Here is a 24,881-nt window from a genome sequence, read left to right as displayed (position 1 = left end):
CCGTCTCCTGCGCCGGCCCGGGCTCCCTTGCCGACCGCCCAAGGCCTCAGCGGCCCCGGCCGCCCTTCCCCCGGCGTCCCCGCCCGTCGTCCGGCTCCTCCTCGTGCGGTCCGAGCAGCTCGTCCGCCAGCGAGGGCAGGTCGTCCAGCGGCGTCTCCTCGGCCCAGTCGGACCGCCGACGGGGCCGGCCCTCGGCGTCGACCTGGGGCAGCTCCCGCGTACGGCCCTCACCGTCGGGCCGGGCGGCCGGGGCGTCCTCGCGGAAGTACCCGGGCGGAACCCGATCCGCCGGTTCGTCCCCGCGTACGGGCGGCAGCACGGCCGTCTCATCGTCGTCCCCCGGCCGGACCGGAGGCAGCACGGCCGTCTCGTCCGCGTCCCCCGGCCGGACCGGAGGCGCCGTCTCGTCGCCCGCCCCGGAGGGCACCCGGGGCAGCACCTCGGTCTCGTCCCCGGATCCGGACGCGGACCTGGGGTGGACCGGCGGCAGTACCTCCGTCTCCTCCCCCGCACCCGGCGGAACCGGCGGTATGGGCAGCTCGGCCGTCACGTCGGCATCGGACCCACCGGAGGTCCGGCCCGGGCCCTGCTCCTCGTCCCGCACCGGGCGCAGCACGGTCGTGTCGTCCGCCGCGCCGCCCGGCTTCACCACGGGCGTGGGCACCGTCGCCGCGTCCTGGGCGACCGTCGAACCGGCGACACCCCGCGGGGCGGTGCGCTTCGGCCCGGCCTCCGCGGCAGCGGCCGCCGCCTCCGCCAGACGCCGCGCCTCCTCGGCCCGCAGCAGGGCCTCCTCGGCCTTGCGCTGCTTCTCCACGCGAAGCGCCTCGGCCTCGGCACGCAGCCGGGCCTCCTCCTCGGCCTGCTGGCGGCGGCGCTCCTCCTCGGCCTTGCGCCGGGCCTCCTCCTCGGCGCGGGCCTTCTCCTCCGCGAGGAGCCGTGCCCGCTCCTCCTCGGCCTTTCTGCGCGCTTCCTCGGCCCGTCGCCGGGCCTCCTCCGCCTGCCGTTCGGCCTCGCGGCGCTGTGCCTCTTCCAGCTCGCGCCGCTTGCGCTCCTCCTCCTCGGCGCGCAGCCGGGCGAGCTGCTCCTGGCGCTCACGCTCCAGGCGCTCCTCCTCCGCCTTGCGCGCCGCCTCTTCCTCGGCCTTCCGACGGGCCTCCTCCTCGGCCTTCTTCCGAGCCTCCTCCTGAGCCTTGATCTCGGCCTCGGACAGCGGCAGCACCTGGTCGAGCCGGTGCCGGATGACGGTCGTGACGGCCTCGGGCTCCTGGCCGGCGTCCACCACCAGGTACCGCCCGGCGTCGGCCGCGGCCAGGGTCAGGAAACCGGCCCGCACGCGCGCGTGGAACTCGGCCGGCTCCGACTCCAGCCGGTCCGGCGCCTCGGTGAACCGCTCGCGCGCGGTCTCCGGAGCGACGTCCAGCAGGACGGTCAGATGCGGCACCAGCCCGTTCGTGGCCCAGCGGTTGATCCGGGCGATCTCGGTCGGCGACAGGTCGCGGCCCGCTCCCTGGTAGGCCACGGAGGAATCGATGTACCGGTCGGAGATGACGACCGCGCCGCGCTCCAGGGCGGGCCGTACGACGGTGTCGATGTGCTCGGCCCGGTCGGCCGCGTACAGCAACGCCTCCGCGCGGTGCGACAGGCCCTCGCTCGACACGTCCAGCAGGATCGACCGCAGCCGCTTGCCCACCGGCGTCGCCCCCGGCTCGCGCGTCAGCACGACCTCGTGGCCCTTGCCGCGGATCCACTCGGCGAGCGCCTCGGCCTGCGTGGACTTCCCGGCCCCGTCGCCGCCCTCCAGGGCGATGAAGAACCCGGAGGCGGCGGGCGCCTGCTCCGGGTCATCACCGCGGAGCAGGGCGTCGCGCAGATCCTGGCGCAGCGGCACCCCGGAGCGGTCGTCGACCTTGGCCAGCACCAGCGCGGCCACCGGCAGCAGCAGGGCACCGGCCAGCATCAGCATGAAGGCCGCACCGCCGTGCGCGAAGACGAACTTGCCGCTCTCCAGCCGGTGCGGCCCGATCCCGGCCGCCACCAGCGGGGCGATCACCGCACCGAGCGCCACGCACACGCGGACGACCGCGTGCAGGTGCTCCGTCGTACGGGACCGCCGGTACTCCTCGGTCTCCTGGTCCAGCAGGATGTGCCCGATGTTGGCGGCCATGCCCGCGCCGACGCCGGCCAGCGCGAGGATCAGCAGCACGCTGGTGACGTCCGGGACGAGTCCGGCGGCCAGCAGAGCGACACCGGTGAAGGCGATGGCCAGCGCGAGCAGCCGGCGGCGCGAGAGGGCGGGCAGCAGCGAGGGCGCCGTACGGATGCCGACGACGACACCGCCGGTCAGCGCGGCCACGAACAGCCCGTACAGCACCGGGCCGCCGCCCAGGTCCTTGGCGTGCAGCACGGCCACGGCGACGGCGGCGGACACCGCGGCGGCGACGGCCGCGCAGGCCAGCACCAGCAGCGGCATCACGCCGGTGCGGCCCTTGTCGGCGCCGGTGGTGGTCTTCGGGCGGCGCAGCCCCTCGAGCGGCGACCGCGCGCGCGGGGTGCGCGTGCCGGGCAGCTCCAGGAAGGTCAGCACGGACAGGGACGCGGCGAACAGCCCCGCCGCCACGTAGGAGGCGAGGGCCGCCTGGTGCTCGCCGAACCAGTCGACGCCGGCGCCCAGCAGGTTGTTGAACAGGGCCGCGACGACGAGCGCGACGGCCGCGAGCGGGATCGAGGCGAAGCCGGTGCGCAGCGACAGGCGGCGCAGGGCGTCCATGTGGTCGGGCAGCGGCCGGACCGTCGCGCCTTCCGGCGGCGGGGGCGGCAGCAGCGCGGGGGCCGCGCTCTCGCGGCACACCGTCCAGAACCGCTCGGCGACTCCGGTCACGAAGGCCGTGACGAGGAGGATGGCCAGCGCGTCCTCGGGCGTCCAGTCGATCCACAGCGGGGCGACGATGAGCAGCGTCGCGCGCAGCCCGTCCGCGCCCACCATGGTCCAGCGGCGATCCAGCGGACCGTCCTGGGAGGTGAGCGCGGTGAGCGGGCCGAGGAGCACGGCGCCGAACAGGAGCGTCGCCAGGATGCGCACCCCGAAAACGGTCGCCACTGCGAACGCCACGCCGCGATAGCCGCCCCCGAACGAGCCCTCGGCGACGGCTGCTTGGAGAGCTAGGACGACCAGCACGAGAAGGGCGAGGGTGTCGCCCACGCCGCCCACGAGCTGTGCGCTCCACAACCGCCTCAACTGCGGACGGCGCAGCAGGGCGCGGACGGCACGCTCGCGGGAGTCCGCGACCAGGGCGTCGTCGGGGGCCGGCTGAGAGGCCGTTGGATGCTCGGCTCGCGTCATGCATTCAGCCTATCGGGAGCCACCGACACCCTGGCATGCCCGGCCTGGCATGCGCACGCCCCGACACCGAAGTGTTGCCGGGACGTTCGCTTTCCGAACCCTCGGCGAAGATCCGGACCTTGGCGGTCCGGATACCGAACAGATCCCGAACGGACCTGGCCCGGACCTCGCGCGGGGTCCGGGCGGGTCCGACGGGCCCTGAACCAGCCTCAGTCCTCCGCCGGCTCCGAGGCGGTCGCCGTCTTGGCGGCCGTCTTCTTCGCGGTGGTGGTCTTCTTGGCCGTCGCCTTCTTCGCGGTCGTGGTCTTCTTCGCCACGGTCTTCTTGGCCGCCGTGGTCTTCTTCGCCGGAGCCTTCTTGGCCGGGGCCTTCTTGGCCGCCTTCTTCGCGGTCTTCTTGGCCGGGGCCTTCGCGCGCTTCTCGGCGAGCAGCTCGAAGCCGCGCTCCGGGGTGATCGTCTCGACGCTGTCGCCGGAGCGCAGGGTCGCGTTGGTCTCCCCGTCGGTGACGTACGGCCCGAAGCGGCCGTCCTTGACGACGACGGGCTTCTCGCTGACCGGGTCGGTGCCCAGCTCCTTCAGCGGCGGCTTGGCGGCCGCCCGGCCACGCTGCTTCGGCTGGGCGTAGATCGCCAGCGCCTCCTCCAGCGTGATCGTGAAGAGCTGCTCCTCGGACTGGAGCGAACGCGAGTCCGTGCCCTTCTTCAGGTACGGGCCGTAGCGGCCGTTCTGCGCGGTGATCTCCTGGCCCTCGGCGTCCGTGCCGACCACACGCGGCAGCGACATCAGCTTCAGGGCGTCGTCGAGGGTCACCGTGTCCAGGGACATCGACTTGAACAGGGACGCCGTGCGCGGCTTGACCGCGTTCTTGCCCGTCTTCGGGGTGCCCTCGGGGAGGATCTCCGTCACGTACGGGCCGTAGCGGCCGTCCTTGGCGACGACCGTGTGACCGGTGGCCGGGTCGGTACCCAGCTCGTAGTCACCGCTCGGCTTGGCGAGCAGCTCCTCCGCGAGGTCGACGGTCAGCTCGTCCGGCGCCAGGTCGTCCGGGATGTCGGCGCGCTGGTGCTGCTCGGTGTCCTTCTCGCCACGCTCGATGTACGGCCCGTAACGGCCGACCCGCAGCACGATGCCGTTGGCCACCGGGAACGACGACACCTCGCGCGCGTCGATCGCGCCCAGGTCGGTCACCAGCTCCTTGAGGCCGCCGAGGTGGTCCCCGTCGCCGTTGCCGGCGTCGGCCGCGCTGCCGTTGGACGTGCCCTCGCCGAAGTAGAACCGCCTCAGCCACGGCACGGCCTGTGCCTCACCGCGGGCGATGCGGTCGAGGTCGTCCTCCATCTTGGCGGTGAAGTCGTAGTCGACGAGCCGCCCGAAGTGCTTCTCCAGGAGGTTGACCACGGCGAAGGACAGGAAGGACGGCACCAGGGCCGTGCCCTTCTTGAACACGTAGCCGCGGTCCAGGATCGTGCCGATGATCGACGCGTACGTCGACGGGCGGCCGATCTCGCGCTCTTCCAGCTCCTTGACCAGGGAGGCCTCGGTGTAGCGGGCCGGGGGCTTCGTGGCGTGCCCGTCGACCGTGATCTCCTCGGCGCTCAGGGCGTCGCCCTGGGTGACCTGGGGCAGCCGGCGCTCGCGGTCGTCGAGCTCGGCGTTCGGGTCGTCGGCGCCCTCGACGTATGCCTTGAGGAAGCCGTGGAACGTGATCGTCTTGCCGGACGCGCTGAACTCGACGTCCCGGCCGTCGGCCGCCGTGCCGCCGATCTTCACCGTGACACTGTTGCCGGTCGCGTCCTTCATCTGGGAGGCGACGGTCCGCTTCCAGATCAGCTCGTACAGCTTGAACTGGTCGCCGGTCAGTCCGGTCTCGGCAGGGGTGCGGAAACGATCACCCGAGGGCCGGATCGCCTCGTGGGCCTCCTGCGCGTTCTTGACCTTCCCGGCGTACGTCCTCGGCTGCGGCGGCAGGTAGTCGGCGCCGTACAGCTGCGTGACCTGGGCGCGGGCGGCGGCGATGGCCGTGTCGCTCAGCGTCGTGGAGTCCGTACGCATGTAGGTGATGTAGCCGTTCTCGTACAGCTTCTGCGCGATCTGCATCGTCGCCTTCGCACCGAAGCCGAGCTTGCGGCTGGCCTCCTGCTGCAACGTCGTCGTACGGAACGGGGCGTACGGCGAGCGGCGGTACGGCTTGGACTCGACGGACCGGACCGCGAAGCTCGTGTTCTCCAGGGCGGCGGCCAGGGCGCGGGCGTTCGCCTCGTCGAGGTGGAGGGTGTTCGCGCTCTTCAGCTGTCCCAGGGAGTCGAAGTCGCGGCCCTGCGCGACCCGCCTGCCGTCGACGGTCTGCAGGCGCGCGACCAGCGACGACGGGTCCGACAGGTCTCCCGCGCGGCCGGTCGCGAAGGTGCCCGTCAGGTCCCAGTACTCAGCCGAACGAAAGGCGATGCGCTCGCGTTCCCGCTCCACGACGAGTCGTGTGGCGACCGACTGGACACGGCCGGCGGACAGCCGCGGCATGACCTTCTTCCACAGGACCGGCGAGACCTCGTAGCCGTAGAGGCGGTCGAGGATGCGGCGGGTCTCCTGGGCGTCGACCAGCTTCTGGTTCAGCTCGCGCGGGTTGGCGACAGCGGCCTGGATCGCGGCCTTGGTGATCTCGTGGAAGACCATCCGCTTGACCGGGACCTTGGGCTTGAGCACCTCCTGGAGGTGCCAGGCGATGGCCTCGCCCTCGCGGTCCTCATCGGTGGCGAGGAAGAGCTCGTCGGAGTCCTTCAGCAGGTCCTTGAGCTTCTTGACCTGCGCCTTCTTGTCGGCGTTGACGACATAGATCGGCTCGAAGTCGTGTTCGACGTCGACACCGAGGCGACGGACCTCGCCGGTGTACTTCTCGGGCACCTCGGCGGCGCCGTTGGGAAGGTCGCGGATGTGCCCGACGCTCGCCTCGACTACGTAGCCGGGGCCCAGGTAGCCCTTGATCGTCTTCGCCTTGGCAGGCGACTCGACGATGACGAGTCGGCGGCCGCCCTGTGCGGTCTCGCTGGTCGGGGACAACTTCGCTCTTCTCTCCGGTCGACGCTGGGGGCCTCCCCAGGGTTCGTCTCCCGGGGTCGGGTCGTGGTGACGCTGCGGAGTGTGACGGTACATCCCGCCCTCGTGTCAAACGGGAAAAGCCCGCAACGGCCACTCGAACGGTAACCCGACTACCACCATTCCTGCCGCCCGGAGTGCCCGGAGCAAGCACGGCCCTATGCGGAGCGCAACCTACCGGTTACCCACAGGCGCAACGCCGACACCGGCTTCAGAGGCGGGTGAAGCACCAGGTTCCGACCGCCAGGGCGAGCACCGCGACCACGCTCGCGAGGGCCGCCGACGCGACGGGGCTCACGCCCTGGGCAACCGGCTGGTGCCGGCGTACGCGTGTCACGGTCCATGCCAGCAAGCCGCCTCCGAACAGGGAGAACACCGCTCCCGCGAAGATCGCCGGTTCGCTCTCCATGGCTCGCCGCGCCCCTTTTCTCCCGTCCGCGCCTCCCCAGCCACCGGAGGCTGACACGCGTGGGCGGCGGGCAGGCGAACCGGAGGTGAACGCCGGGGCGACGCAGCCGCGGATCGGGGACGTCCGGCCCCTCACGGACCGTTTCGGACGAGGTGTTCAAATCGACTCGAATTTTATTGACGAGCTTCCTCCGCGAGGGCCCGTGGAGCGTGAGCACGGGGCGTGGGGTGCGAGAAGTGACGCGTGGGGCGTCCACCCGGCGGGCACTCCTGCCGAGTCCCTCAGCGGACCGGTTCCAGGAACCCCTGCTCGACGAGCAGCCGGATCTGCGCCGGAGTGCGGTCGCGCAGCAGGACCGGGTCCTCGCCGATCAGCTGGGCGATGGCGTCGAGGATGCGGCCGGCGCTCATCGTGCCGTCGCACACGCCCGCGAAGCCCGCGCCGACCGTGTCCACGCGGGTGGCCCGGCGCATGCCGCGGTTCTGGCGCAGCACGACGTGCTCGGGGTCCTCCGCGCCGGGCAGTCCGACCTGTTCCTGCACGACCTCGGCGCCGAGCCGGAAGTGCGCTTCGAGCAGCGCGGCGTCGTCGTGGTCACGCAGGTAGTCGAGCCGGTCGAAGTGGGCCCGGATGGTGTCCCCGAGCGGCTGCTCGACCGGATGCGGCCACTCCTCCGCCGTGACGGAGGGCACGGCGGCGCCCGTCCTGCGCAGGGTGATCCAGCCGAAGCCGACCGCCTTCACCTTGCGCGCCTCGAACTCGTCGAGCCAGGCGTCGTACCGCGCCTGGTACTCCGCCACGTCCTCCCTGTGGTCGCCCGCGTCCCGCAGCCACAGCTCGGCGTACTGGTTGACGTCCTGCACCTCGCGCTGCACGACCCACGCGTCGCAGCCCCGGGGCACCCATGACCTGAGCCGCTCCTGCCAGTCCTCCCCTTCCACGTGCTGCCAGTTGGCGAGGAACTGCGCGAACCCGCCCTCGTTCAGCCGCTCCCCCGCCTCCTGGACGAGCGTGCGGCACAGATCGTCCCCGCCCATCCCTCCGTCGCGGTAGGTGAGCCGGGCGCCGGGAGAGATCACGAACGGCGGGTTCGAGACGATCAGGTCGTACTTCTCGTCGTCCCGCACCGGCTCGAACAGGGAGCCCTCGCGCAGATCGGCGGCCGGGGCGCCGGACAGCGCCAGCGTGAGGGCGGTGATGTGCAGGGCGCGCGGGTTGAGGTCGGTGGCCGTCACGCGCGTGGCGTGCTGCGCGGCGTGCAGCGCCTGGATGCCGGAGCCGGTGCCGAGGTCGAGCGCGGCGGCGACGGGCGTACGGACCGTGATGCCGGCGAGGGTCGTGGAGGCGCCGCCGACTCCCAGGACGACTCCCTCGTCACGCCGGCCGATCCCGCCGGCGCCACCGACCGCGCAGCCCAGGTCCGACACGATGAACCAGTCCTCGCCGCCGGGCCCGCCGTACGGCCGCACGTCCACGGTGGCGGCGAGCTCGTCGCCGACGCGCGTCAGCCAGCCGCTGTCCAGGCACGCGTCGACGGGCAGGACCTCCGCCACGCGCGCGTGCGCCGCGGGCTGCTGCAGGAGGAACAGCCGGATCAGCAACTCCAGCTGCGTGTCCCCGCGGGTCGCCCGGAGCGCGGGCACGGTCTCGCTCCGGGCCAGGGCCGCGTACGCGGGGGCGCCGAGCAGTTCGAGCAGCCCGTCGGCGGTGAAGGAGGCTCCGAGCAGGGCGTCCCGGAGCCGGGCGGCGACATCGGGACGGTCGGAGGAGGGCAGCGGGGACAGGGGTGACTGGCTGGCGTTACTCACGCCCCCATTGTGGCCGCCTGCACCGGCATCGCACGCGCCTGTGCCGGGATGGAGCGCCGGTCCGGCATGCCCCGCCGGGTAGCGCCGGTCCGGCATGCCCCGCCGGGTAGCGCGGGTCCGGCATCGCCCCGCCGGGTAGCGCGGGTCCGGCATCGCGCACGCCCATGCCGAGTATCGGGCGCGGCTCAGCAGGCCGCCCCGGCAGTCACCCTTGACTCAGCAGTCCCACCGGCCCCGGGAATGCTCCTCGTTCAGCTCTGGGTCGCCGGTGCCGTGGCCGCCTTGCAGCTGGTCTGCCGGGCCATCGCCTGGCCGACCTCGCCCTCCTCCAGGGTCCGCAGCGCGTCGTTCCCGCTCTTGCCCAGCTTGTCGAGCTCGGTGGCGATGTCCTTGAGGCCGTCCGCGAACTTGCCCTGGTCCTTGGTGTCGAGCGCGTCGACCTGCTTCTTCAGGGAGGCGTACGAGGTGGAGATCGTGTTGAGCTCCTTGACGGCGTCCTGCTGCTTCTTCTCGCCGTTCTCGACGTCCGGCGCCCCGGCCTTGGTCACCGCGGCCCCGATGGCCTTGTAGGCGTCGGACATGTCCTGGAAGGCCTTTGCGTCGGTCTTCTGGACGTCCTCCGGCTTGCTGTTGTCCGAGGTCTCCTTCTGGATCGAGGCATTGGCCGACTCGATCTTCTTGGCCTGCGGCTGTACGGCGTCGCAGACCTGCTTGGCCCAGGAGTCCAGCTTCTCGTTGTCGTCGCCGCCGCACCCCGACAGCGCCAGTACCAGTACCGCACCGCCGGACAGTGCGGCCGCGAGCTTCTTGTTCACCGGTTTGGTCCCTTCCATGGCTCTCGGCCCCGGAACATACACGCCAGATGCACGGCAACCGCACGCCGAGTGTCTATTAAGACCTTTTTGTAACCTTTTGCACCAAGCGAGAGAAGCCTCACGGCGTGGGCGTGTACACGCACAGAGCGGGCGGGCGACGCGCCAACGCGCGCCGCCCGCCCGGGCCTTGAGCTGGGGCTTGGACGACCTCCCTACGAAACCACCGCCGGGTCCGCCGACTTGGGCTTCGATTCGGCGTTGTCTTCGTCACCCATGGCGATTCCGCGCCGCTTTGACACGTACACCGCACCGACGATGACGACGAACGCGAGGGCAGCGATCAGGATCCGCACCCCGATGCTCTTGTCCGGGCCGTAGGAGAACTTGATCACCGCGGGCGCGATGAGCAGCGACACCAGGTTCATGACCTTCAGCAGCGGGTTGATCGCGGGACCGGCGGTGTCCTTGAAGGGGTCGCCGACGGTGTCGCCGATCACGGTCGCCGCGTGCGCCTCGCTGCCCTTGCCTCCGTGGTGGCCGTCCTCGACGAGCTTCTTGGCGTTGTCCCAGGCGCCACCGGAGTTGGCCAGGAACACCGCCATCAGCGTGCCCGCGCCGATCGCGCCCGCCAGGAACGCGCCGAGCGGGCCGACGCCGAGCGTGAACCCGATGAAGACGGGCGCCAACACGGCGAGCAGACCGGGCGTGGCGAGCTCGCGCAACGCGTCCTTGGTGCAGATGTCGACGACCTTGCCGTACTCCGGTTTCTCGCTGTAGTCCATGATCCCGGGCCTCTCGCGGAACTGCCGCCGCACTTCGAAGACCACGGCACCGGCCGACCGCGACACGGCGTTGATCGCCAGCCCCGAGAAGAGGAAGACGACCGCCGCGCCCGCGACGAGACCCACGAGGTTGTTGGGCTGCGAGATGTCCATCATCAGACTCAGCGGCGCCCCCGCGCCGGACAACTGCTCGCCCACGTCGCGGGCTCCGGTGAAGATCGCGTCCCGGTACGACCCGAACAGCGCCGCCGCCGCGAGCACGGCCGTGGCGATGGCGATGCCCTTGGTGATCGCCTTGGTGGTGTTGCCGACCGCGTCCAGGTCGGTGAGCACCTGCGCGCCCGCGCCCTGGACGTCGCCGGACATCTCCGCGATGCCCTGCGCGTTGTCGGAGACCGGCCCGAAGGTGTCCATCGCGACGATCACGCCGACCGTGGTGAGCAGGCCGGTGCCCGCCAGCGCCACCGCGAACAGCGCCAGCATGATCGACGTACCACCGAGCAGGAACGCCCCGTACACGCCGAGGCCGATCAACAGGGCGGTGTAGACGGCGGATTCCAGACCGACGGAGATACCGGCGAGGACGACGGTGGCCGGGCCGGTGAGCGAGGTCTTGCCGATGTCCCGGACGGGACGCCGGGTGGTCTCGGTGAAGTAGCCGGTCAGTTGCTGGATCAGGGCGGCGAGCACGATGCCGATGGCCACCGCCACGAGCGCGAGGATCCGCGGGTCGCCGTCCTTGCCCGTGATCGCCGCGTCCGTCACGCCGTCCAGGTCCGAGTACTTCCCGGGCAGGTAGACGAAGACGGCCACGGCCACCAGCACGAGCGAGATCACCGCGGAGATGAAGAACCCTCGGTTGATGGCGCTCATGCCGCTGCGGTCGGCCCGCCTGGGCGCCACCGCGAAGATCCCGATCATGGCGGTGATCACACCGATCGCCGGCACCAGCAGCGGGAAGCCGAGCCCGGCGTCGCCGAAGGCCGCCGAACCCAGGATCAGCGCGGCGACCAGGGTCACGGCGTACGACTCGAAGAGGTCGGCCGCCATGCCCGCGCAGTCGCCGACGTTGTCGCCCACGTTGTCGGCGATGGTCGCGGCATTGCGCGGGTCGTCCTCCGGAATGCCCTGCTCGACCTTGCCGACCAGGTCGGCGCCGACGTCGGCGGCCTTGGTGAAGATGCCGCCGCCGACACGCATGAACATCGCGATGAGCGCGGCCCCGAGGCCGAAGCCCTCGAGCACCTTCGGCGCGTCGGCCGCGTACACCAGCACCACGCAGGAGGCGCCCAGCAGGCCGAGGCCCACGGTGAACATGCCGACGACGCCGCCCGTACGAAATGCGATCTTCATCGCTTTGTGCGAGACGGCGGTGAGATCCTTTTCCGGCTCGCCTTCCGCCGGAGTTGCTTCGCGCGCCGCCGCCGCGACACGCACATTGCTGCGCACGGCGAGCCACATACCGATATAGCCGGTGGCCGCCGAGAACGCCGCTCCGATCAGGAAGAACACCGACCGACCGGCACGCTGATTCCAGTCGTCCGCGGGCAGCAGCAGGAGCAGGAAGAACACGACCACGGCGAATACGCCGAGCGTGCGCAGCTGACGTGCCAGATAGGCGTTCGCGCCTTCCTGGATCGCCACCGCGATCTTCTTCATGCTGTCGGTGCCCTCGCCGGCCGCGAGTACCTGGCGCACCAGGACGCCCGCGACCACGAGCGCCGCCAGCGCGACCACCGCGATGACCACCACGAGGACGCGGTTGCCATCGGTCAGTACGGCGGCTGCGAGGTCTGTGGGATGGCCCGACTGTGGTGAGTTGAAAAGCCCCGCCATTCGTCCTCCTTGACGCTTGGGCTGAGCTCAAGATGTGGACGGGATTGTAGATACAGGAACCTGATCAAAACAGAGCACGATAAGTGGAATTGGCCGTCTGAGGTAATGCCCTGAAAGCATTCTCGGACTGCCGTGGAGCATGCGAATGATCGTGAACAAATTCACGCGACGAACGGCACAGGAACTACTGTAAAGGCGACCACTGACACCCGCACATGACGAAGGGCCCCACGGGTGGGGCCCTTCGTCGAAAACGGTGTGCGCGGTGGCCGGTCAGGCCAGGATGGTCGGCGGTGGTGTGGTCGGCCAGGTCATCTTGATCGACCCGCCGTGCTCCCCCGCGCTGACCTCGACGTCGTCGACGAGTCCGCTGATGACCGCGAGGCCCATCTCGTCCTCGTCGGCCTCACCGTCGGGGTCGCCGGGACCGGCACCGGGCGCACGCTCGCCGGGGACCGCATGCGGGGCCTCGTCGCCGACCTCGATGGAGAACTGCTTCTCCTCCTCGATCAGCAGCACCTTCACCGGTGCCGAGATCCCGCCGGTCTGGTGCAGGCCGACGGCCCGCGTGCAGGCCTCGCCGACGGCGAGCCTGACCTCGTCGAGGACGGCCTCGTCCACTCCGGCCCTGCGCGCCACCGCGGCCGCCACCAGCCGGGCGGTCCTGACGTGCTCGGGCAGCGCGCTGAAGCGGAGCTCAACGGTGGCCATGCATCCCCCTCGCAACTTCGGGCGTGCTGTCGAGAGGCGCCGGGCCGCCGAAAGCCCGGGCCCCCTCGGTCTTCACTTCTGCCGAACTCTTGCCGCGACTTCGGCCGGCCCGGGCGCGAGGCCCGGGCCCGGTGGTCAGTCGGTCGCCGCCACCGCTTCCTCGACCGAGGTGTGAATGGGGAACACCTTGGTGAGGCCGGTGATGCGGAAGATCTTCAGAATGCGCTCCTGGTTGCAGACCAGGCGCAGTGAGCCCTCATGGGCCCGCACACGCTTCAGGCCGCCGACCAGCACGCCGAGCCCGGTGGAGTCGAGGAAGTCCACGCCCTCCATGTCGACGACAAGGTGGAAACTGCCGTCGTTCACCAGCTCGACCAACTGCTCGCGCAGCTTGGGCGCGGTATATACGTCGATTTCGCCACCGACCCTGACGATCGTGCGATCGCCCATGGTCTCGGTCGACAGGGACAGGTCCACGGATCCTCCAGCACCTTGCTATCGAGCGGTCGCCCTTGGGGCACCTCGGCTTCGTCCCCTGGACGATTCGCCAGCCGCGATGGCATTCAATCACTTACGGGCAGGCGTGCACGACGCCTTGGCTCCATTGTCCGTCACGCCAGTGACACACTCGGTGCCGATGGCCAAGAATCACCGATCCGATCGAACCCCGACGGACCCCGCCCCCCGACCCGCGCCGGGCGCGGTCCTGGACCGGCTCGCGTCCGGTCCGAGCAGGGCTTCGCGCATTACTCATACGGAGCACTTGCCCCCGCGCGAGGGTCGGCATGCCGTCTGGCCGGACCGGATCCGCGCGGAGGTCGTGGCGGCCGTACAGGCCGCGGGCATCGAACATCCGTGGGCCCACCAGGCGCGCGCGGCGGAGCACGCGCTGGACGGCGCATCGGTCGTCGTCGCCACGGGCACGGCCTCCGGCAAGTCCCTGGCCTACCTCGTGCCGGTCCTGTCCACCCTCCTGGACGGCGCCGAGGCCCCGAACGGCCGCGGCGCGACCGCCCTCTACCTGGCTCCCACCAAGGCTCTTGCGGCGGATCAGTGCCGCTCCGTGAAGGAACTTTCACATCCGTTGGGCCATTCGGTGCGCACGGCCGTGTACGACGGCGACACCCCGTTCGAGGAGCGCGAGTGGATCCGCCAGTACGCCAACTACGTCCTGACCAACCCGGACATGCTGCACCGCGGCATCCTGCCGTCCCACCCCCGCTGGTCCTCCTTCCTGAAGTCGCTGAAGTACGTCGTCGTCGACGAGTGCCACACCTACCGCGGCGTCTTCGGCTCGCACGTCGCCCAGGTGCTGCGCCGGCTGCGCCGCCTGTGCGCCCGCTACGGCGCCTCACCCGTGTTCCTGCTGGCCTCCGCGACCGCCGCCGAGCCCGCGGTGGCCGCCGGCCGCCTCACCGGCCTGCCGGTGCTGGAGGTCGCCGACGACGCCTCCCCGCGCGGTGAACTGGTGTTCGCCCTCTGGGAACCGCCGCTGACCGAGCTGCACGGCGAGAAGGGCGCCCCCGTCCGCCGCACGGCCACCGCCGAGGCCGCCGACCTGCTCACCGACCTCACCGTGCAGGGTGTGCGCTCGGTCGCCTTCGTACGGTCCCGGCGCGGCGCCGAGCTGATCTCCGTCATCTCCCAGGAGCGACTGGCCGAGGTCGACCGGTCACTGGCCCGACGTGTCGCGGCGTACCGGGGCGGCTATCTCCCCGAGGAGCGCCGCGCACTCGAACGCGCCCTCCATTCGGGTGAACTGCTGGGCCTCGCCGCGACGAACGCCCTCGAACTCGGCATCGACATCTCCGGCCTGGACGCGGTCGTCATCGCGGGCTACCCGGGCACACGCGCCTCCCTGTGGCAGCAGGCGGGCCGGGCCGGACGGTCCGGGCAGGGGGCGCTGGCCATCCTGGTCGCGCGTGACGACCCGCTGGACACCTTCCTCGTCCACCACCCGGAGGCCCTGTTCGACCAGCCCGTCGAGTCGACGGTCCTCGACCCGGACAACCCCTACGTGCTGGCCCCGCACCTGTGTGCGGCGGCCGAGGAGTTGCCCCTGACGGACGAGGACCTCGACCTGTTCGGACCGGCCTGCGAGGACCTCCTCCCCCAGCTGGAGGCCGCCAAGCTGCTGCGCCGCCGCACCAAGGCCTGGCACTGGACCCGCCGCGAACGGGCCGCCGACCTGACCGACATCCGCGGTGAGGGCGGGCGCCCGATCCAGGTCGTCGAGACCGGCACGGGGCGGCTGCTCGGCACGGTCGACGCGGGCGCCGCGCACTCGACCGTCCACGAGGGGGCGGTCCACCTCCACCAGGGCCGCACATACCTGGTGCGGTCACTGGATCTGGAGGACTCCGTCGCCCTCGTCGAGGAGGCCGCCCCGCCCTACTCCACGGTCGCCCGTGACACGACGTCGATCTCCGTGCTGGAGACGGACGTGGAGGTCCCCTGGGGCGACGGCCGCCTGTGCTACGGCTCGGTCGAGGTCACCAACCAGGTCGTCTCCTTCCTCCGCAGACGGCTCATGACCGGTGAGGTGCTGGGCGAGACCAAGCTCGACCTCCCTCCTCGTACGCTGCGCACCCGGGCCGTGTGGTGGACCGTCACCGAGGACCAGCTCGACCGCGCCCGGATCAACCCGGAGATCCTCGGCGGTTCCCTGCACGCTGCCGAGCACGCCTCGATCGGCCTGCTGCCCCTCTTCGCGACCTGCGACCGCTGGGACATCGGCGGCGTGTCGATCCCGCTCCATCCCGACACGCTCCTGCCCACGGTCTTCGTCTACGACGGCCATCCCGGCGGCGCGGGCTTCGCCGAGCGCGCCTTCCACACCGCCCGCGCCTGGCTGACCGCCACCCGCCAGGCCATCGCCTCCTGCGAGTGCGACGCCGGCTGCCCGTCCTGCATCCAGTCCCCCAAATGCGGCAACGGCAACGACCCGCTGCACAAGAGGGGGGCGGTGCGACTGCTCACGGTGCTGCTGGAGGGGGCTCCCGAGGAGAAGGAGGCGGAAGAGCAGCCGGCGGAAGGCCAAGGGGAGACCCCCCACCACCCGCCCGGGCCCTGGCCCCCACAGGCGGGAGACCCGAGGGAGCCGTCGGAGGACCCGCCCGCGCCCTGACCTCCGCCGTGAACGGCCCCCGGCCCGACGCCCCCGTCACGTCCGAGATCTCCCCGACGACCTCGCACCGCACGAGCCGGACGCCCTGTGCCCGGGCCACCCGGCCCGCCCGGGCACAGGCCGCCGCACCGCCCTCGGCCCAGTGGTCCGCCGCCGCGAGCGCCGCGAGGTCCGCACCGCCCGCCGCACGGTGCCGGATCACGACGGCCTGCCCGAGCGCCAGGACGACGCCGAACACCACGCACAGGACAGCGATCGCCCCGACACTCCAGACGGTGGCGGACCCCTGGTCCGAGCCGGTTCCTCTCATCGGCCGGCGCCTCGGGCCCCGGTCTCGCACCTCCACCGCCCGTCTCACCTGCCCACCCCCACCGTCTCCTCCACCGACGCCACGGCCTCCTCCCGTACGGCGAAGGACAGGCCGCGCAGCACCGGCGGCTCGGCCGAGACGACCACCCGGACGTGTTCCGCGCCCCGGTGGACGGTCACCTTCGCGCCGGGCGGTGCCGCCTCGCGGGTGAGGCGCACGACCGCGTCGGGCGGGTCCTGGCGGGCCGCCGCGCGGGCGCCCGTCCGCGCCGCGTCCACGCACTGGATCTGCGCGGCCACGACCAGCAATCCCCACACCAGCGCCATCGCGAACATCACCAGCACGGGCAGCACCACGGCCGACTCCGCCGTGACGAACCCCCGGTCCGCGCCCCGCTCACATCCGCGCATTGAGGGCTTCCTTCACGATGTTCTGGAGCTCCGCGCTGACGGCGCCGCTCGTGATGACCTTGTAGAGCACCACCGCGAACGCCACCGCCGCGACGATTCCCATCGCGTACTCGGAGGTGACCATTCCCGCGTCCCTCCGCGCCGCACGCGCCCCGCACACCAGGGCACCCAGCCGTGCCCGTACCGCCTGATACATCTCAACCCCCGTGGGAAAGAGTCCGAACTTCTCTTGGTTTTCGCTTGGTTCCGCCGATCCGGTTCTTCGCCTCAGCCACCACCCCCTCCGAGCACCCCGCCCGCGAGCCCGATCACCACGGGCAGCACGCCGACCGCGATGAACGCGGGCAGGAAGCACAGCCCGACCGGCGCGCTGACCATGACGCCCGCCCGGCGTGCCCTGGCGGTCGCGGCCCGGCCCCAGTCGGCGCGGGCCTCGGCGGCGAGTCGTGCGACCGGCGTGGCCGCGGGCAGTCCGGACACATCGGCCCGTTCCAGCAGCCGGGCCAGGCCTCCGGCGCCTGGGAGAGTGGCCAACCTCCGCCAGGCAGCGCCCGGTTCGCCGCCCAGCCGTACCTCCGCCGCACCCTGGGCGAGGGCGTCGCCCACCGGGCCGCCCAGGGCCTCACCCACGGCCTGCGCGGCGATCACCGGGCCGGCGCCCGCCGCGATACAGGCCGCCAGCAGGTCGGAGGCCAGGGGCAGTTGCCGCGCCGCCTCGGCGCGTTCGGGTGCCCGTGCGTCCGTACCGGCCGCCTCCTGCCGCAGCCTCCACCGCCATGTCCCGACCGCGCCGGCCAGTCCCACGGCGACACCGATCAGGCCGCCGATCAGCGCCCACCCGGCGCAGGCCACGCCCACGGGGGCCAGCCATCTCCGCGCGGCCCGGCTCAGGGGGAGGCGCGGGGCCGGAGCGGCCGCTTCGCGGGGCGACAACTCGGCCAGCCGACGCCGCATCCTCCGGTGGTGCCGCGCCGCCTTCAGCCGGCGCAGCGACCACCAGAGGGCCAGCACCATCCCCACCGTCACCCCCAGCCTGTGGACAACTTCCGCGCTCATGCCGCCGCCTCCGCGCTCCGCACGATCCGCAGCACCCACCACAGCCCCAGGCCCTCCAGCACACCGCCGGCCACCAGACAGCCCAGGCCCGCCGTGGTGTGCAGCAGGACATGGAGGGGGTCGGCCCCGAGGGCGGTGCCAATGAGGAGCCCCAGGGCCGGCAGCCCGGCGAGCAGCACCGCCGTCGCCCGGGCGCCCGCCAACTGGGCGCGCAGGTCCGACCGTTGGTCCCGTTCGGCGCGCAGGGCGGCGGAGAGCCGGTCGAGTCCGGCCGCGAGCCCCGCGCCTTGGTCCACGGCCACCCGCCAGCACGCCGCGAGTCCCCGCAGCCCCTCGGCGCCCGGCTGCCTGGCGGCGGTCGCGAGCGCGTTAGGAACGTCGCCGCCGAACCGTGCCGCCGCCAGTACCGTCGCCTGTGCGTCCGCGAGTCCGCCGCAGTCCCGCGCGGCCCGCAGCAGCGCCTCTCCCGGCTGGCGTCCGGCCCGCACCTCCCCGGCGAGCGCACCGCACAAGGCGATCACCGCGTCGGCCCGCCGCTCACGGTCCTGCCGCACCTGGCCGGCCAGCCGGACCCGGCGCAGCAGCGGCACCCCGGCCGCTCCCAGGACGACCGGCAGCACCGACGCCCCGAGCACCGCGAGCACCAGCCCGGCCACCGGCGCCCACCACTCGGCCCGCAGCCGCCCGCGGAGCCGCGGCAGCCCACCGGCCATCCGCCGCCACCCCGGCAGCCCGCTCCCGACGGTCCCGCCGCCCGCGAGCAGCAACCGCGCCCGCCGTGCCGTCGAATGACGCTCACCCAGCAGCCAGACCGCCGCCCCCATGAACGCCACGGCCACACCCATGGACATCTCAGCCGCCCCCGTCATGACTCGCCCCCTCCACCTCGGCCTCCCCCGGCTCCACCGCGGCCTCCCCCGGCCCGCCCTCGCCCCGCAGCAGCCCCCGCAGCCACTCCCACCCCCGCTCCCGCACGAAGGCCTCCGCTCCCCACCGCAGCGCCGGCACCGTCCGCACCAGCCCCGACGGGTCCCGCTCCAGCACATGCACCTCGGCGATCCGCCGCCGCCCGGTCCGGTCGCGCACGAGGTGCAGCACCACGGAGAGCGCGGCCGCCACCTGGCTGTGCAGCGCGGCCCGGTCGAGCCCGGCGGCCGTGCCGAGCGCCTCCAGCCGGGCGGGTACGTCGGCGGCGGCATTGGCGTGCACGGTTCCGCAGCCGCCCTCGTGGCCGGTGTTCAACGCGGCCAGCAGATGCACCACTTCGGGCCCGCGGACCTCGCCCACGACCAGCCGGTCGGGCCGCATCCGCAGCGCCTGGCGCACCAGGTCCTCCAGGGTGACGAGGCCCGCGCCCTCCTGGTTGGCGGGTCTGGTCTCCAGCCGCACGACGTGCGGATGGTCCGGCCGCAGTTCCGCCGAGTCCTCGGCGAGGACGATCCGCTCGTCCGGCCCCACCAGCCCCAGCAGGGCGCTCAGCAGCGTCGTCTTGCCGCTGCCCGTGCCGCCGCTGACGAGGAAGGACAGTCGTGCGTCGAGCAGTGCGCGCAGCACGCGGTCCCCGCCCGGCGGCACCGTGCCCGCCGCGACCAGTTCGCCGAGCGTGAAGGCACGCGGCCGTACGACGCGCAGCGACAGGCAGGCACAGCCCACGGCGACCGGCGGCAGCACCGCGTGCAGCCGGGTCCCGTCGGGCAGCCGGGCGTCGGCCCAGGGCCGGGCGTCGTCCAGCCGGCGCCCGGCCACCGCGGCGAGGCGCTGGGCGAGCCGCCGTACGGCCGCCGCGTCCGTGAAGCGCACCGAGGTGAGCTCCAGACCGCCGCCCCGGTCCACCCAGACCCGGTCCGGGGCGGACACCAGCACGTCCGTGACCGACGGGTCGGCGAGCAGCGGCTCCAGCGGCCCGCTGCCGACCAGCTCGGACCGCAACTGCGCGGCGGCCCCGAGGACTTCCGCGTCCCCGAGCACCCGGCCCTGCTCCCGCAGGGCCTGCGCCACGCGCGCGGGGGTCGGCTCGGCCCCGCTCTCGGCCAGCCACCGCCGCACCCCGTCGAGCAGTTCCGCGCCCTTGAGTCCGCCCAGAGTGCTCACGTCGCACCCGCCTCGATGAGCGCCCGCTCCCAGAATTCCTTGCAGAACCGGGCGAGCGGTCCGCGGGGGGCGGCGCCCGGTGGTGCCGAGCCCTCGTCCGGGCGCAGCAGTTCCGGCTCGACCGGCACCTCGCCGACCAGGGGCAGTCCGAGCAGCCGGGCCACCTCCCGGTCGTCGAGCCCCGGCGGGTACGGCCCGCGCACCGCCACCCGCAGATCGCGCAGGACCATGCCGACGGCGGACGCCACCCGTCCGGCGGCCGCGACGGCACGCAGCTCGGCGGGCACGACCAGCACGCCGACGTCGAGCTGAGACAGGACCTCGGCGACGCCGTCGTCGATGCGGCGGGGCAGGTCGACCACGACCGTGCCGCCCCGGCGCCGGGCCGCGGCGAGTACCGCGCGCACCGCCTGGGGCGGGACGGCGATCCGGTCGCCGCGGTCCCAGCTGAGCACCCGCAGCGAGTGCAGTTCGGGCAGCGACTCCTCCAGAGCGCCCCCGCCGACCCGCCCGCGTGAGGAGGCGAACGCGGGCCAGCGCAGCCCGTCGGCCGTCTCCCCGCCGAGGAGTACGTCGAGTCCGCCGCCCAGCGGATCGGCGTCCACGAGGAGTGTGCGCAGCCCCTCGCGCGCTGAGGTGACGGCGAGCGCGCACGCGAGCGTGGACGCTCCGGCCCCGCCGCGGCCGCCGATGACGCCCACGGTGAGGGCGGGCCGGCCGACGCCCTCGGCCACGTCGGCGATGCGGTCGACGAGCCACTGCTCGCCGTCGGGCAGCATCAGGACGTGCTCGGCGCCGATCTCGACGGCCCGCCGCCACACCCCGGAGTCGTCCTGGTCCCGGCCGACGAGGACGACTCCCCTTCTGCGCGCGGCCCCGCGTACCCGCCGTGCGGCGTCGTCGCCCACGAGGACGAGCGGCGCGGCCTCCCAGCCGCCTCTGCGGTCGGGCACCCCGTGGTGCACCTCGGGTGTGGCGCCCGCCGCCGCGCACAGGCGCAGCAGGTCGTCGAGGAGTTCGCTGTCCTCGGTGACGATCAGCGGTCCGCCCTGCCGCCCTCCGGCGGCCGGCGGCGGATCGTGTGTGACGGCTCCGGCCACGGTCTCCATCCCCCTTCGCTGCGTGACTCGCACGGCCCCTGCGGCCCCGCGATTCCCAAACGTGGGAAGAACCGGCAAGGCGGCCTCCCTTTGAACGGCCGACACCAACCGGCCAAACGCCCCCGGCAATCGGAGCCGGGCCATGAACCCGCCCCGAGCGGGGTGCGCTGGAATCACGGTGCAGTGATCCCGGAAATCGTGTGGATCTTGGTGGATAACCGTGGACGCCTCGACGGTTGTGAATATCGCCGTCACCCATACCGGTGACGCCCGCGAACCCTCCGGGCGACTTCCACAGAGCAGTCCGACAACTACACAACGTGACAAGTCATGGGCATGCCAACAGCCCGCCCGAAGCGGCAGCAGAGCGGCGATCCGACCGCGCGAAGAAGGAGAAAAACCCATCCGGACATGCGACGACCCCCGCCGGGGGGGAGAGCGGGGGTCGTCCCCACGGCCCTACTCGGGGGGGGAGGAGTCGGGCCGGGTTAGCACGGTCGCGAACGATCCGTGACTTCCATGGTGTACCCGAGAGCCCTCTCAGGCAAACCCGCACGCCCCACCTTACGCCGAATGGGCTGCCCCTATGCTCAAGGACGTGGAAAACCACTCGTTGCCCCGCACAGCGGCCTTCTTTGACCTGGACAAGACGGTCATTGCGAAGTCGAGCACGCTCACGTTCAGCAAGTCGTTCTACCAAGGCGGTCTGATCAACCGCAGGGCCGTCTTGCGCACCGCATATGCCCAGTTCGTGTTCCTGGCCGGCGGTGCCGACCACGAACAGATGGAGCGCATGCGCGCGTACCTGTCCGCGCTGTGCCGCGGCTGGAACGTGCAGCAGGTCAAGGAGATCGTCGCCGAGACGCTGCACGACCTGATCGACCCGATCATCTACGACGAGGCCGCCTCCCTCATCGAGGAGCACCACACCGCCGGCCGCGACGTCGTGATCGTGTCCACGTCGGGCGCGGAGGTGGCCGAGCCGATCGGCGAGCTGCTCGGCGCGGACCGCGTGGTGGCGACCCGCATGGTCGTGGGCGACGACGGCTGCTTCACCGGCGAGGTGGAGTACTACGCGTACGGCCCGACCAAGGCCGAGGCCATCCGGGAGCTGGCCGCGTCCGAGGGGTACGACCTCAGCCGCTGCTACGCCTACAGCGACTCGGCGACCGACGTGCCGATGCTGGAGTCCGTCGGCCGCCCCCATGCCGTGAACCCGGACCGCGCGCTGCGCCGCGAGGCCCTCGCGCGCGGGTGGCCGATTCTGGACTTCCACCGTCCGGTCCGGCTCAAGCAGCGCATCCCCGGGTTCTCCGTACCGCCGCGTCCGGCACTCGTCGCGGTCGCAGCGATAGGCGCCGCTGCGGCCACCGCCGGCCTCGTCTGGTACGCCAACCGGCGCCGGGCGACAGTGGCTTGACCTGGGACGACCCGAAGTCCTATTTGAACCCAAAAGTAAAGAAGTGCAGCCTGGGCTTCCGCTTGCTCCAAGTCGGGAGTACAAAGGACTCAACGGCCCGCGAGACCAAGGACATCCGAGAGGATCACCTGAGTACGCATTTGGCCCCACGGACCGAGCATGAACACCGGGCACCCACGCGACGTCGACCCGTCGATTACGGGCCAGCCGCACCAGGGACGGGCAAAGTTCCCGACCTGATGGGCATATATCGAGGACGCTTGGTACCCCGATGCTCATGCCAGCGGCGGTACGAGTTCTCGTACCGCCGCATCATCTTTTCCGGCCCGGTTCTTTCCCGGCCCGGTTCATTTCCCGCCCGGTGGTGCTGTCACGCCGCTCCGCGCTGCAACGCCTCACACACCGCCGTCGACTCACGTGCCCCCAGTCCGACCGCCCTGCCGCAGTGGGCGATCCAGGCGGCCATGCCCTCCCGGGTGCCGGAGACGTACCCGTCGAGGGCTTCCAGGTAGGCCTCGCGGCCCAGCTCGGCGTGGCCCACCTCGGCCGGGCAGACGGACTTCGGGTCCAGGCCGCTGCCGATCAGGACGATGCGTTCGGCCGTGCGCGCGATCAGGCCGTTGTGGGACGTGAAAGGACGCAGCGCGAGGAGTTCGCCGTGCACGACGGCAGCCGTCACCAGCGCCGGCGCGGTGCCGCCCGCGATGATCAGCTCGGCCAGCCCCTCCAGCCGGCCGTGCGCCTCGGCCGCGCTCGGCAGCGGCAGCCCGACGAGCGGCTCGTCGACCGGCTCGCCCTCCTGCCGCGGCCGTCCCACCTGGTCGGCCTTGTCGGCCGCCGCCACCAGGTGCAGCCGGGCCAGCACCCGCAGGGGCGACTGCCGCCAGACGGACAGCAGCTGGCCCGCCTCGGCGGTGAGCCGCAGGGCGGCACCCACGGTGCGCGCCTCGTCGTCGCCGCTGAAGTCCGTACGCCGGCGCACCTCCTCCAGCGCCCAGTCCGCGCCGGCCAGCGCCGCCGAGCCACGGGCGCCGCGCAGGGCCGCCTCGGAGGTGATCGCGTTGCTGCGCCGCCGCATGATCCGGTGCCCGTAGACCCGGTCCACGGACTTGCGCACGGACTCCACGGAATCGGCCACCCCGGGCAGCGCCCCCAGGGCCGCGAGAGGGTCGGCGGTCGCACCTGCTGTACTCATGAGTACGACCCTACGCACCGCGAGGGCCCGCCCCACGGCGGAGTGGCCATCTTCACTCGGGCCGCTACTTCGCCGCCGGAGCCCCGGGTACGCCCTTCGGGGCCGGGGTGGGCCGGCCGGCGAGGAAGGACGCCCAGCCCTGCTTCGGCGCCTCGCCGACCTGGAGCGTGCGCAGCTTCTCCAGCGTCGCCGGGTCCTGGGCATCCAGCCAGTCCACGAGCTGCCGGAACGAGACACAGCGCACCTCCTCCTTGGTGCACACCGTCTCGATGACCTCCTCGACGGCCCGCATGTAGGTGCCGCCGTTCCAGGACTCGAAGTGGTTGCCGATGATCAGGGGCGCGCGGTTTCCGTCGTAGGCCCGCTGGAAGCCCTTGAGCAGACCGTCGCGCATCTGGTTGCCCCAGAAGGCGTGCATGGCGGGGTTGCCCTGGGTGGCGGTGCCCGACTGGTTGACCATGAAGTTGTAGTCCATGGTCAGCTGCTCGAAGGAGTGGCCGGGGAACGGCACGAGCTGCATGGACACGTCCCACAGGCCGTGCTTCTTCTGCGGCCATACCTGGTTGTTGACGCCGCTGGTGTCATAGCGGAAGCCCAGGTCGCGGGCCGCCTTCATGAAGTTTTGCTGGCCCTCCAGGCAAGGCGTACGGGCGCCGATGAGCTCCTTGTCGTAGTCGAAGGGCAGCGGGGGCGCGCTCTTCATGCCGGCGTTGGTCTTCCAGGTCTTCACGAACTGCTTGGCCTGGGCGATCTCGTCCTTCCAGTCCTGCACGGACCACTCGCCGACCCCGCCGCCGCTGCCGCAGAAGTGGCCGTTGAAGTGGGTGCCGATCTCGTTGCCCTCCAGCCACGCCAGACGCAGCTGCTCCACGGTGGCGGCGATGCCGCGGCGGTCGTTGAAGCCGATGTCGGAGCGGCCCGGGGAGTGCTGCGGCGGCCGGTACCGGTCACGTTTGTCGTCCGGCAGCAGGTACACGCCGCTCAGGAAGTAGGTCATGGTCGCCTTGTTCGCCTTGGCGACCTTGCGGAAGTGCGAGAACAGCTTCTGGCTGTCCTCGCCCGCGCCGTCCCAGGAGAAGACGACGAACTGCGGGGGCTTCTGGCCGGGCCGCAGCCGCTCGGGTCTGGGCAGGTGGGGCTGCGCGCCGGTGTAGGCGGTGGAGCCGTCTCCGATCAGCCGGACGGCGTTCTTCGGCGCCTGAGCCGGCTTCGCCTTCCGCGGGGCGGGGGGCTCCTGCCGGTCTGTGCCGGTACCGCAACCGGCAAGCGATGCGGCGCAGACCGCGGCGATCACGGAGCCCGCGGCGATCCTGTGAGTGGCGGCCATGTTCCGCCCACCTTCTTCCTTCTCTCGGGTGCGGACAGCGCCGCCAAAT

The 24,881-nt window shown here is 72.3% G+C and carries 18 protein-coding genes and 1 pseudogene; 2 read left to right on the top strand and 17 right to left on the bottom strand.

The window, feature by feature from the left end:
• Nucleotides 1–46 precede the first annotated feature (46 nt).
• From tmk to bldG, 8 genes are all read right to left on the bottom strand, one after another.
• Nucleotides 47–3,343 (bottom strand): dTMP kinase, encoded by a 3,297-nt coding sequence (tmk, locus tag HDA41_RS22335; protein ID WP_184986504.1) that lies wholly within the window; start codon nt 3,341–3,343, stop codon nt 47–49.
• 209 nt (nt 3,344–3,552) lie between these two features.
• A complete protein-coding gene (topA, locus tag HDA41_RS22330) occupies nt 3,553–6,399 on the bottom strand; it encodes a type I DNA topoisomerase (protein WP_184986502.1) in 2,847 nt (948 codons plus the stop codon).
• Nucleotides 6,400–6,646: 247 nt separating this feature from the next.
• Complete coding sequence (locus tag HDA41_RS22325; RefSeq protein WP_184986500.1) at nt 6,647–6,844, bottom strand: hypothetical protein; 198 nt, start codon at nt 6,842–6,844, stop codon at nt 6,647–6,649.
• Nucleotides 6,845–7,125: 281 nt separating this feature from the next.
• Nucleotides 7,126–8,652, bottom strand: coding sequence for a DUF7059 domain-containing protein (locus tag HDA41_RS22320; protein ID WP_184986498.1), 1,527 nt, complete (start codon nt 8,650–8,652; stop codon nt 7,126–7,128).
• Between the two features lie 251 nt (nt 8,653–8,903).
• The gene (locus HDA41_RS22315; RefSeq protein ID WP_184986496.1) at nt 8,904–9,485 is read right to left on the bottom strand and encodes a small secreted protein; all 582 of its coding nucleotides are present in this window, start codon (nt 9,483–9,485) and stop codon (nt 8,904–8,906) included.
• A 194-nt stretch (nt 9,486–9,679) separates the two neighbouring features.
• The gene (locus HDA41_RS22310; protein ID WP_184986494.1) at nt 9,680–12,085 is read right to left on the bottom strand and encodes a sodium-translocating pyrophosphatase; all 2,406 of its coding nucleotides are present in this window, start codon (nt 12,083–12,085) and stop codon (nt 9,680–9,682) included.
• Nucleotides 12,086–12,358: 273 nt separating this feature from the next.
• Nucleotides 12,359–12,796: an ATP-binding protein gene (locus HDA41_RS22305; RefSeq protein ID WP_184986492.1), complete on the bottom strand. Its 438-nt coding sequence runs from the start codon at nt 12,794–12,796 to the stop codon at nt 12,359–12,361.
• Nucleotides 12,797–12,931: 135 nt separating this feature from the next.
• The gene (gene bldG / locus HDA41_RS22300) at nt 12,932–13,273 is read right to left on the bottom strand and encodes an anti-sigma factor antagonist BldG (protein WP_003991900.1); all 342 of its coding nucleotides are present in this window, start codon (nt 13,271–13,273) and stop codon (nt 12,932–12,934) included.
• 79 nt (nt 13,274–13,352) lie between these two features.
• Between bldG and HDA41_RS22295 the strand changes: the two genes are divergently transcribed.
• The gene (locus HDA41_RS22295) at nt 13,353–15,923 is read left to right on the top strand and encodes a DNA 3'-5' helicase SftH (protein ID WP_230299455.1); all 2,571 of its coding nucleotides are present in this window, start codon (nt 13,353–13,355) and stop codon (nt 15,921–15,923) included.
• Here the strand turns inward: HDA41_RS22295 and HDA41_RS22290 are convergent.
• The 7 genes and pseudogenes from HDA41_RS22290 to ssd all read right to left on the bottom strand — a co-directional run.
• Nucleotides 15,877–16,233 (bottom strand): annotated as a pseudogene (locus HDA41_RS22290) (Rv3654c family TadE-like protein); the annotation flags it as partial. The gene HDA41_RS22295 and the pseudogene HDA41_RS22290 overlap by 47 nt on opposite strands.
• A 44-nt stretch (nt 16,234–16,277) precedes the next feature.
• A complete protein-coding gene (locus HDA41_RS22285; protein WP_184986488.1) occupies nt 16,278–16,643 on the bottom strand; it encodes a TadE family type IV pilus minor pilin in 366 nt (121 codons plus the stop codon).
• Complete coding sequence (locus HDA41_RS22280; RefSeq protein WP_184986486.1) at nt 16,630–16,839, bottom strand: DUF4244 domain-containing protein; 210 nt, start codon at nt 16,837–16,839, stop codon at nt 16,630–16,632. The genes HDA41_RS22285 and HDA41_RS22280 overlap by 14 nt, the downstream gene beginning before the upstream one ends.
• Nucleotides 16,840–16,910: 71 nt before the next feature.
• Nucleotides 16,911–17,699 carry a type II secretion system F family protein gene (locus HDA41_RS22275; protein WP_184986484.1) on the bottom strand — a complete coding sequence of 263 codons (789 nt, stop codon included), beginning with the start codon at nt 17,697–17,699 and terminating at the stop codon, nt 16,911–16,913.
• Nucleotides 17,696–18,568 carry a type II secretion system F family protein gene (locus tag HDA41_RS22270; protein WP_184986482.1) on the bottom strand — a complete coding sequence of 291 codons (873 nt, stop codon included), beginning with the start codon at nt 18,566–18,568 and terminating at the stop codon, nt 17,696–17,698. The genes HDA41_RS22275 and HDA41_RS22270 overlap by 4 nt, the downstream gene beginning before the upstream one ends.
• Nucleotides 18,552–19,790, bottom strand: a complete 1,239-nt coding sequence (locus HDA41_RS22265; protein ID WP_184986480.1) for a TadA family conjugal transfer-associated ATPase — start codon at nt 19,788–19,790, stop codon at nt 18,552–18,554. Before HDA41_RS22265 ends, HDA41_RS22270 begins: the two co-directional genes overlap by 17 nt.
• On the bottom strand, nt 19,787–20,899 hold the full coding sequence (ssd, locus tag HDA41_RS22260) for a septum site-determining protein Ssd (protein ID WP_184986478.1): 1,113 nt from the start codon (nt 20,897–20,899) through the stop codon (nt 19,787–19,789). Before ssd ends, HDA41_RS22265 begins: the two co-directional genes overlap by 4 nt.
• 577 nt (nt 20,900–21,476) lie before the next feature.
• Here ssd and HDA41_RS22255 point away from each other — a divergent pair.
• Nucleotides 21,477–22,310, top strand: a complete 834-nt coding sequence (locus HDA41_RS22255; protein ID WP_184986476.1) for an HAD family hydrolase — start codon at nt 21,477–21,479, stop codon at nt 22,308–22,310.
• A gap of 370 nt (nt 22,311–22,680) precedes the next feature.
• On the opposite strand, the gene HDA41_RS22250 is transcribed toward HDA41_RS22255, so the two are convergent.
• Both HDA41_RS22250 and HDA41_RS22245 read right to left on the bottom strand, forming a co-directional pair.
• The gene (locus HDA41_RS22250; protein WP_184986474.1) at nt 22,681–23,505 is read right to left on the bottom strand and encodes a Fic family protein; all 825 of its coding nucleotides are present in this window, start codon (nt 23,503–23,505) and stop codon (nt 22,681–22,683) included.
• A gap of 64 nt (nt 23,506–23,569) precedes the next feature.
• A complete protein-coding gene (locus tag HDA41_RS22245) occupies nt 23,570–24,832 on the bottom strand; it encodes a polysaccharide deacetylase family protein (protein ID WP_184986472.1) in 1,263 nt (420 codons plus the stop codon).
• Between the last annotated feature and the right edge of the window lie 49 nt (nt 24,833–24,881).

Source organism: Streptomyces caelestis, from assembly GCF_014205255.1.
In the GTDB taxonomy this organism is placed as follows: Bacteria; Actinomycetota; Actinomycetes; order Streptomycetales; family Streptomycetaceae; genus Streptomyces; species Streptomyces caelestis.
This window is presented reverse-complemented; position numbering and strand designations above follow the sequence as displayed.

Coding starts and splice junctions, on each gene's coding strand:
- HDA41_RS22270 (WP_184986482.1), bottom strand. CDS start 18,568: ATGACGGGGGCGGCTGAGATGTCCATGGGTGTGGCCGTGGCGTTCATG.
- HDA41_RS22245 (WP_184986472.1), bottom strand. CDS start 24,832: ATGGCCGCCACTCACAGGATCGCCGCGGGCTCCGTGATCGCCGCGGTC.
- HDA41_RS22315 (WP_184986496.1), bottom strand. CDS start 9,485: ATGGAAGGGACCAAACCGGTGAACAAGAAGCTCGCGGCCGCACTGTCC.
- HDA41_RS22325 (WP_184986500.1), bottom strand. CDS start 6,844: ATGGAGAGCGAACCGGCGATCTTCGCGGGAGCGGTGTTCTCCCTGTTC.
- HDA41_RS22305 (WP_184986492.1), bottom strand. CDS start 12,796: ATGGCCACCGTTGAGCTCCGCTTCAGCGCGCTGCCCGAGCACGTCAGG.
- ssd (WP_184986478.1), bottom strand. CDS start 20,899: ATGGAGACCGTGGCCGGAGCCGTCACACACGATCCGCCGCCGGCCGCC.
- HDA41_RS22295 (WP_230299455.1), top strand. CDS start 13,353: ATGGCATTCAATCACTTACGGGCAGGCGTGCACGACGCCTTGGCTCCA.
- HDA41_RS22275 (WP_184986484.1), bottom strand. CDS start 17,699: ATGAGCGCGGAAGTTGTCCACAGGCTGGGGGTGACGGTGGGGATGGTG.
- HDA41_RS22280 (WP_184986486.1), bottom strand. CDS start 16,839: ATGTATCAGGCGGTACGGGCACGGCTGGGTGCCCTGGTGTGCGGGGCG.
- HDA41_RS22310 (WP_184986494.1), bottom strand. CDS start 12,085: ATGGCGGGGCTTTTCAACTCACCACAGTCGGGCCATCCCACAGACCTC.
- tmk (WP_184986504.1), bottom strand. CDS start 3,343: ATGACGCGAGCCGAGCATCCAACGGCCTCTCAGCCGGCCCCCGACGAC.
- HDA41_RS22255 (WP_184986476.1), top strand. CDS start 21,477: ATGCTCAAGGACGTGGAAAACCACTCGTTGCCCCGCACAGCGGCCTTC.
- HDA41_RS22250 (WP_184986474.1), bottom strand. CDS start 23,505: ATGAGTACAGCAGGTGCGACCGCCGACCCTCTCGCGGCCCTGGGGGCG.
- HDA41_RS22285 (WP_184986488.1), bottom strand. CDS start 16,643: ATGCGCGGATGTGAGCGGGGCGCGGACCGGGGGTTCGTCACGGCGGAG.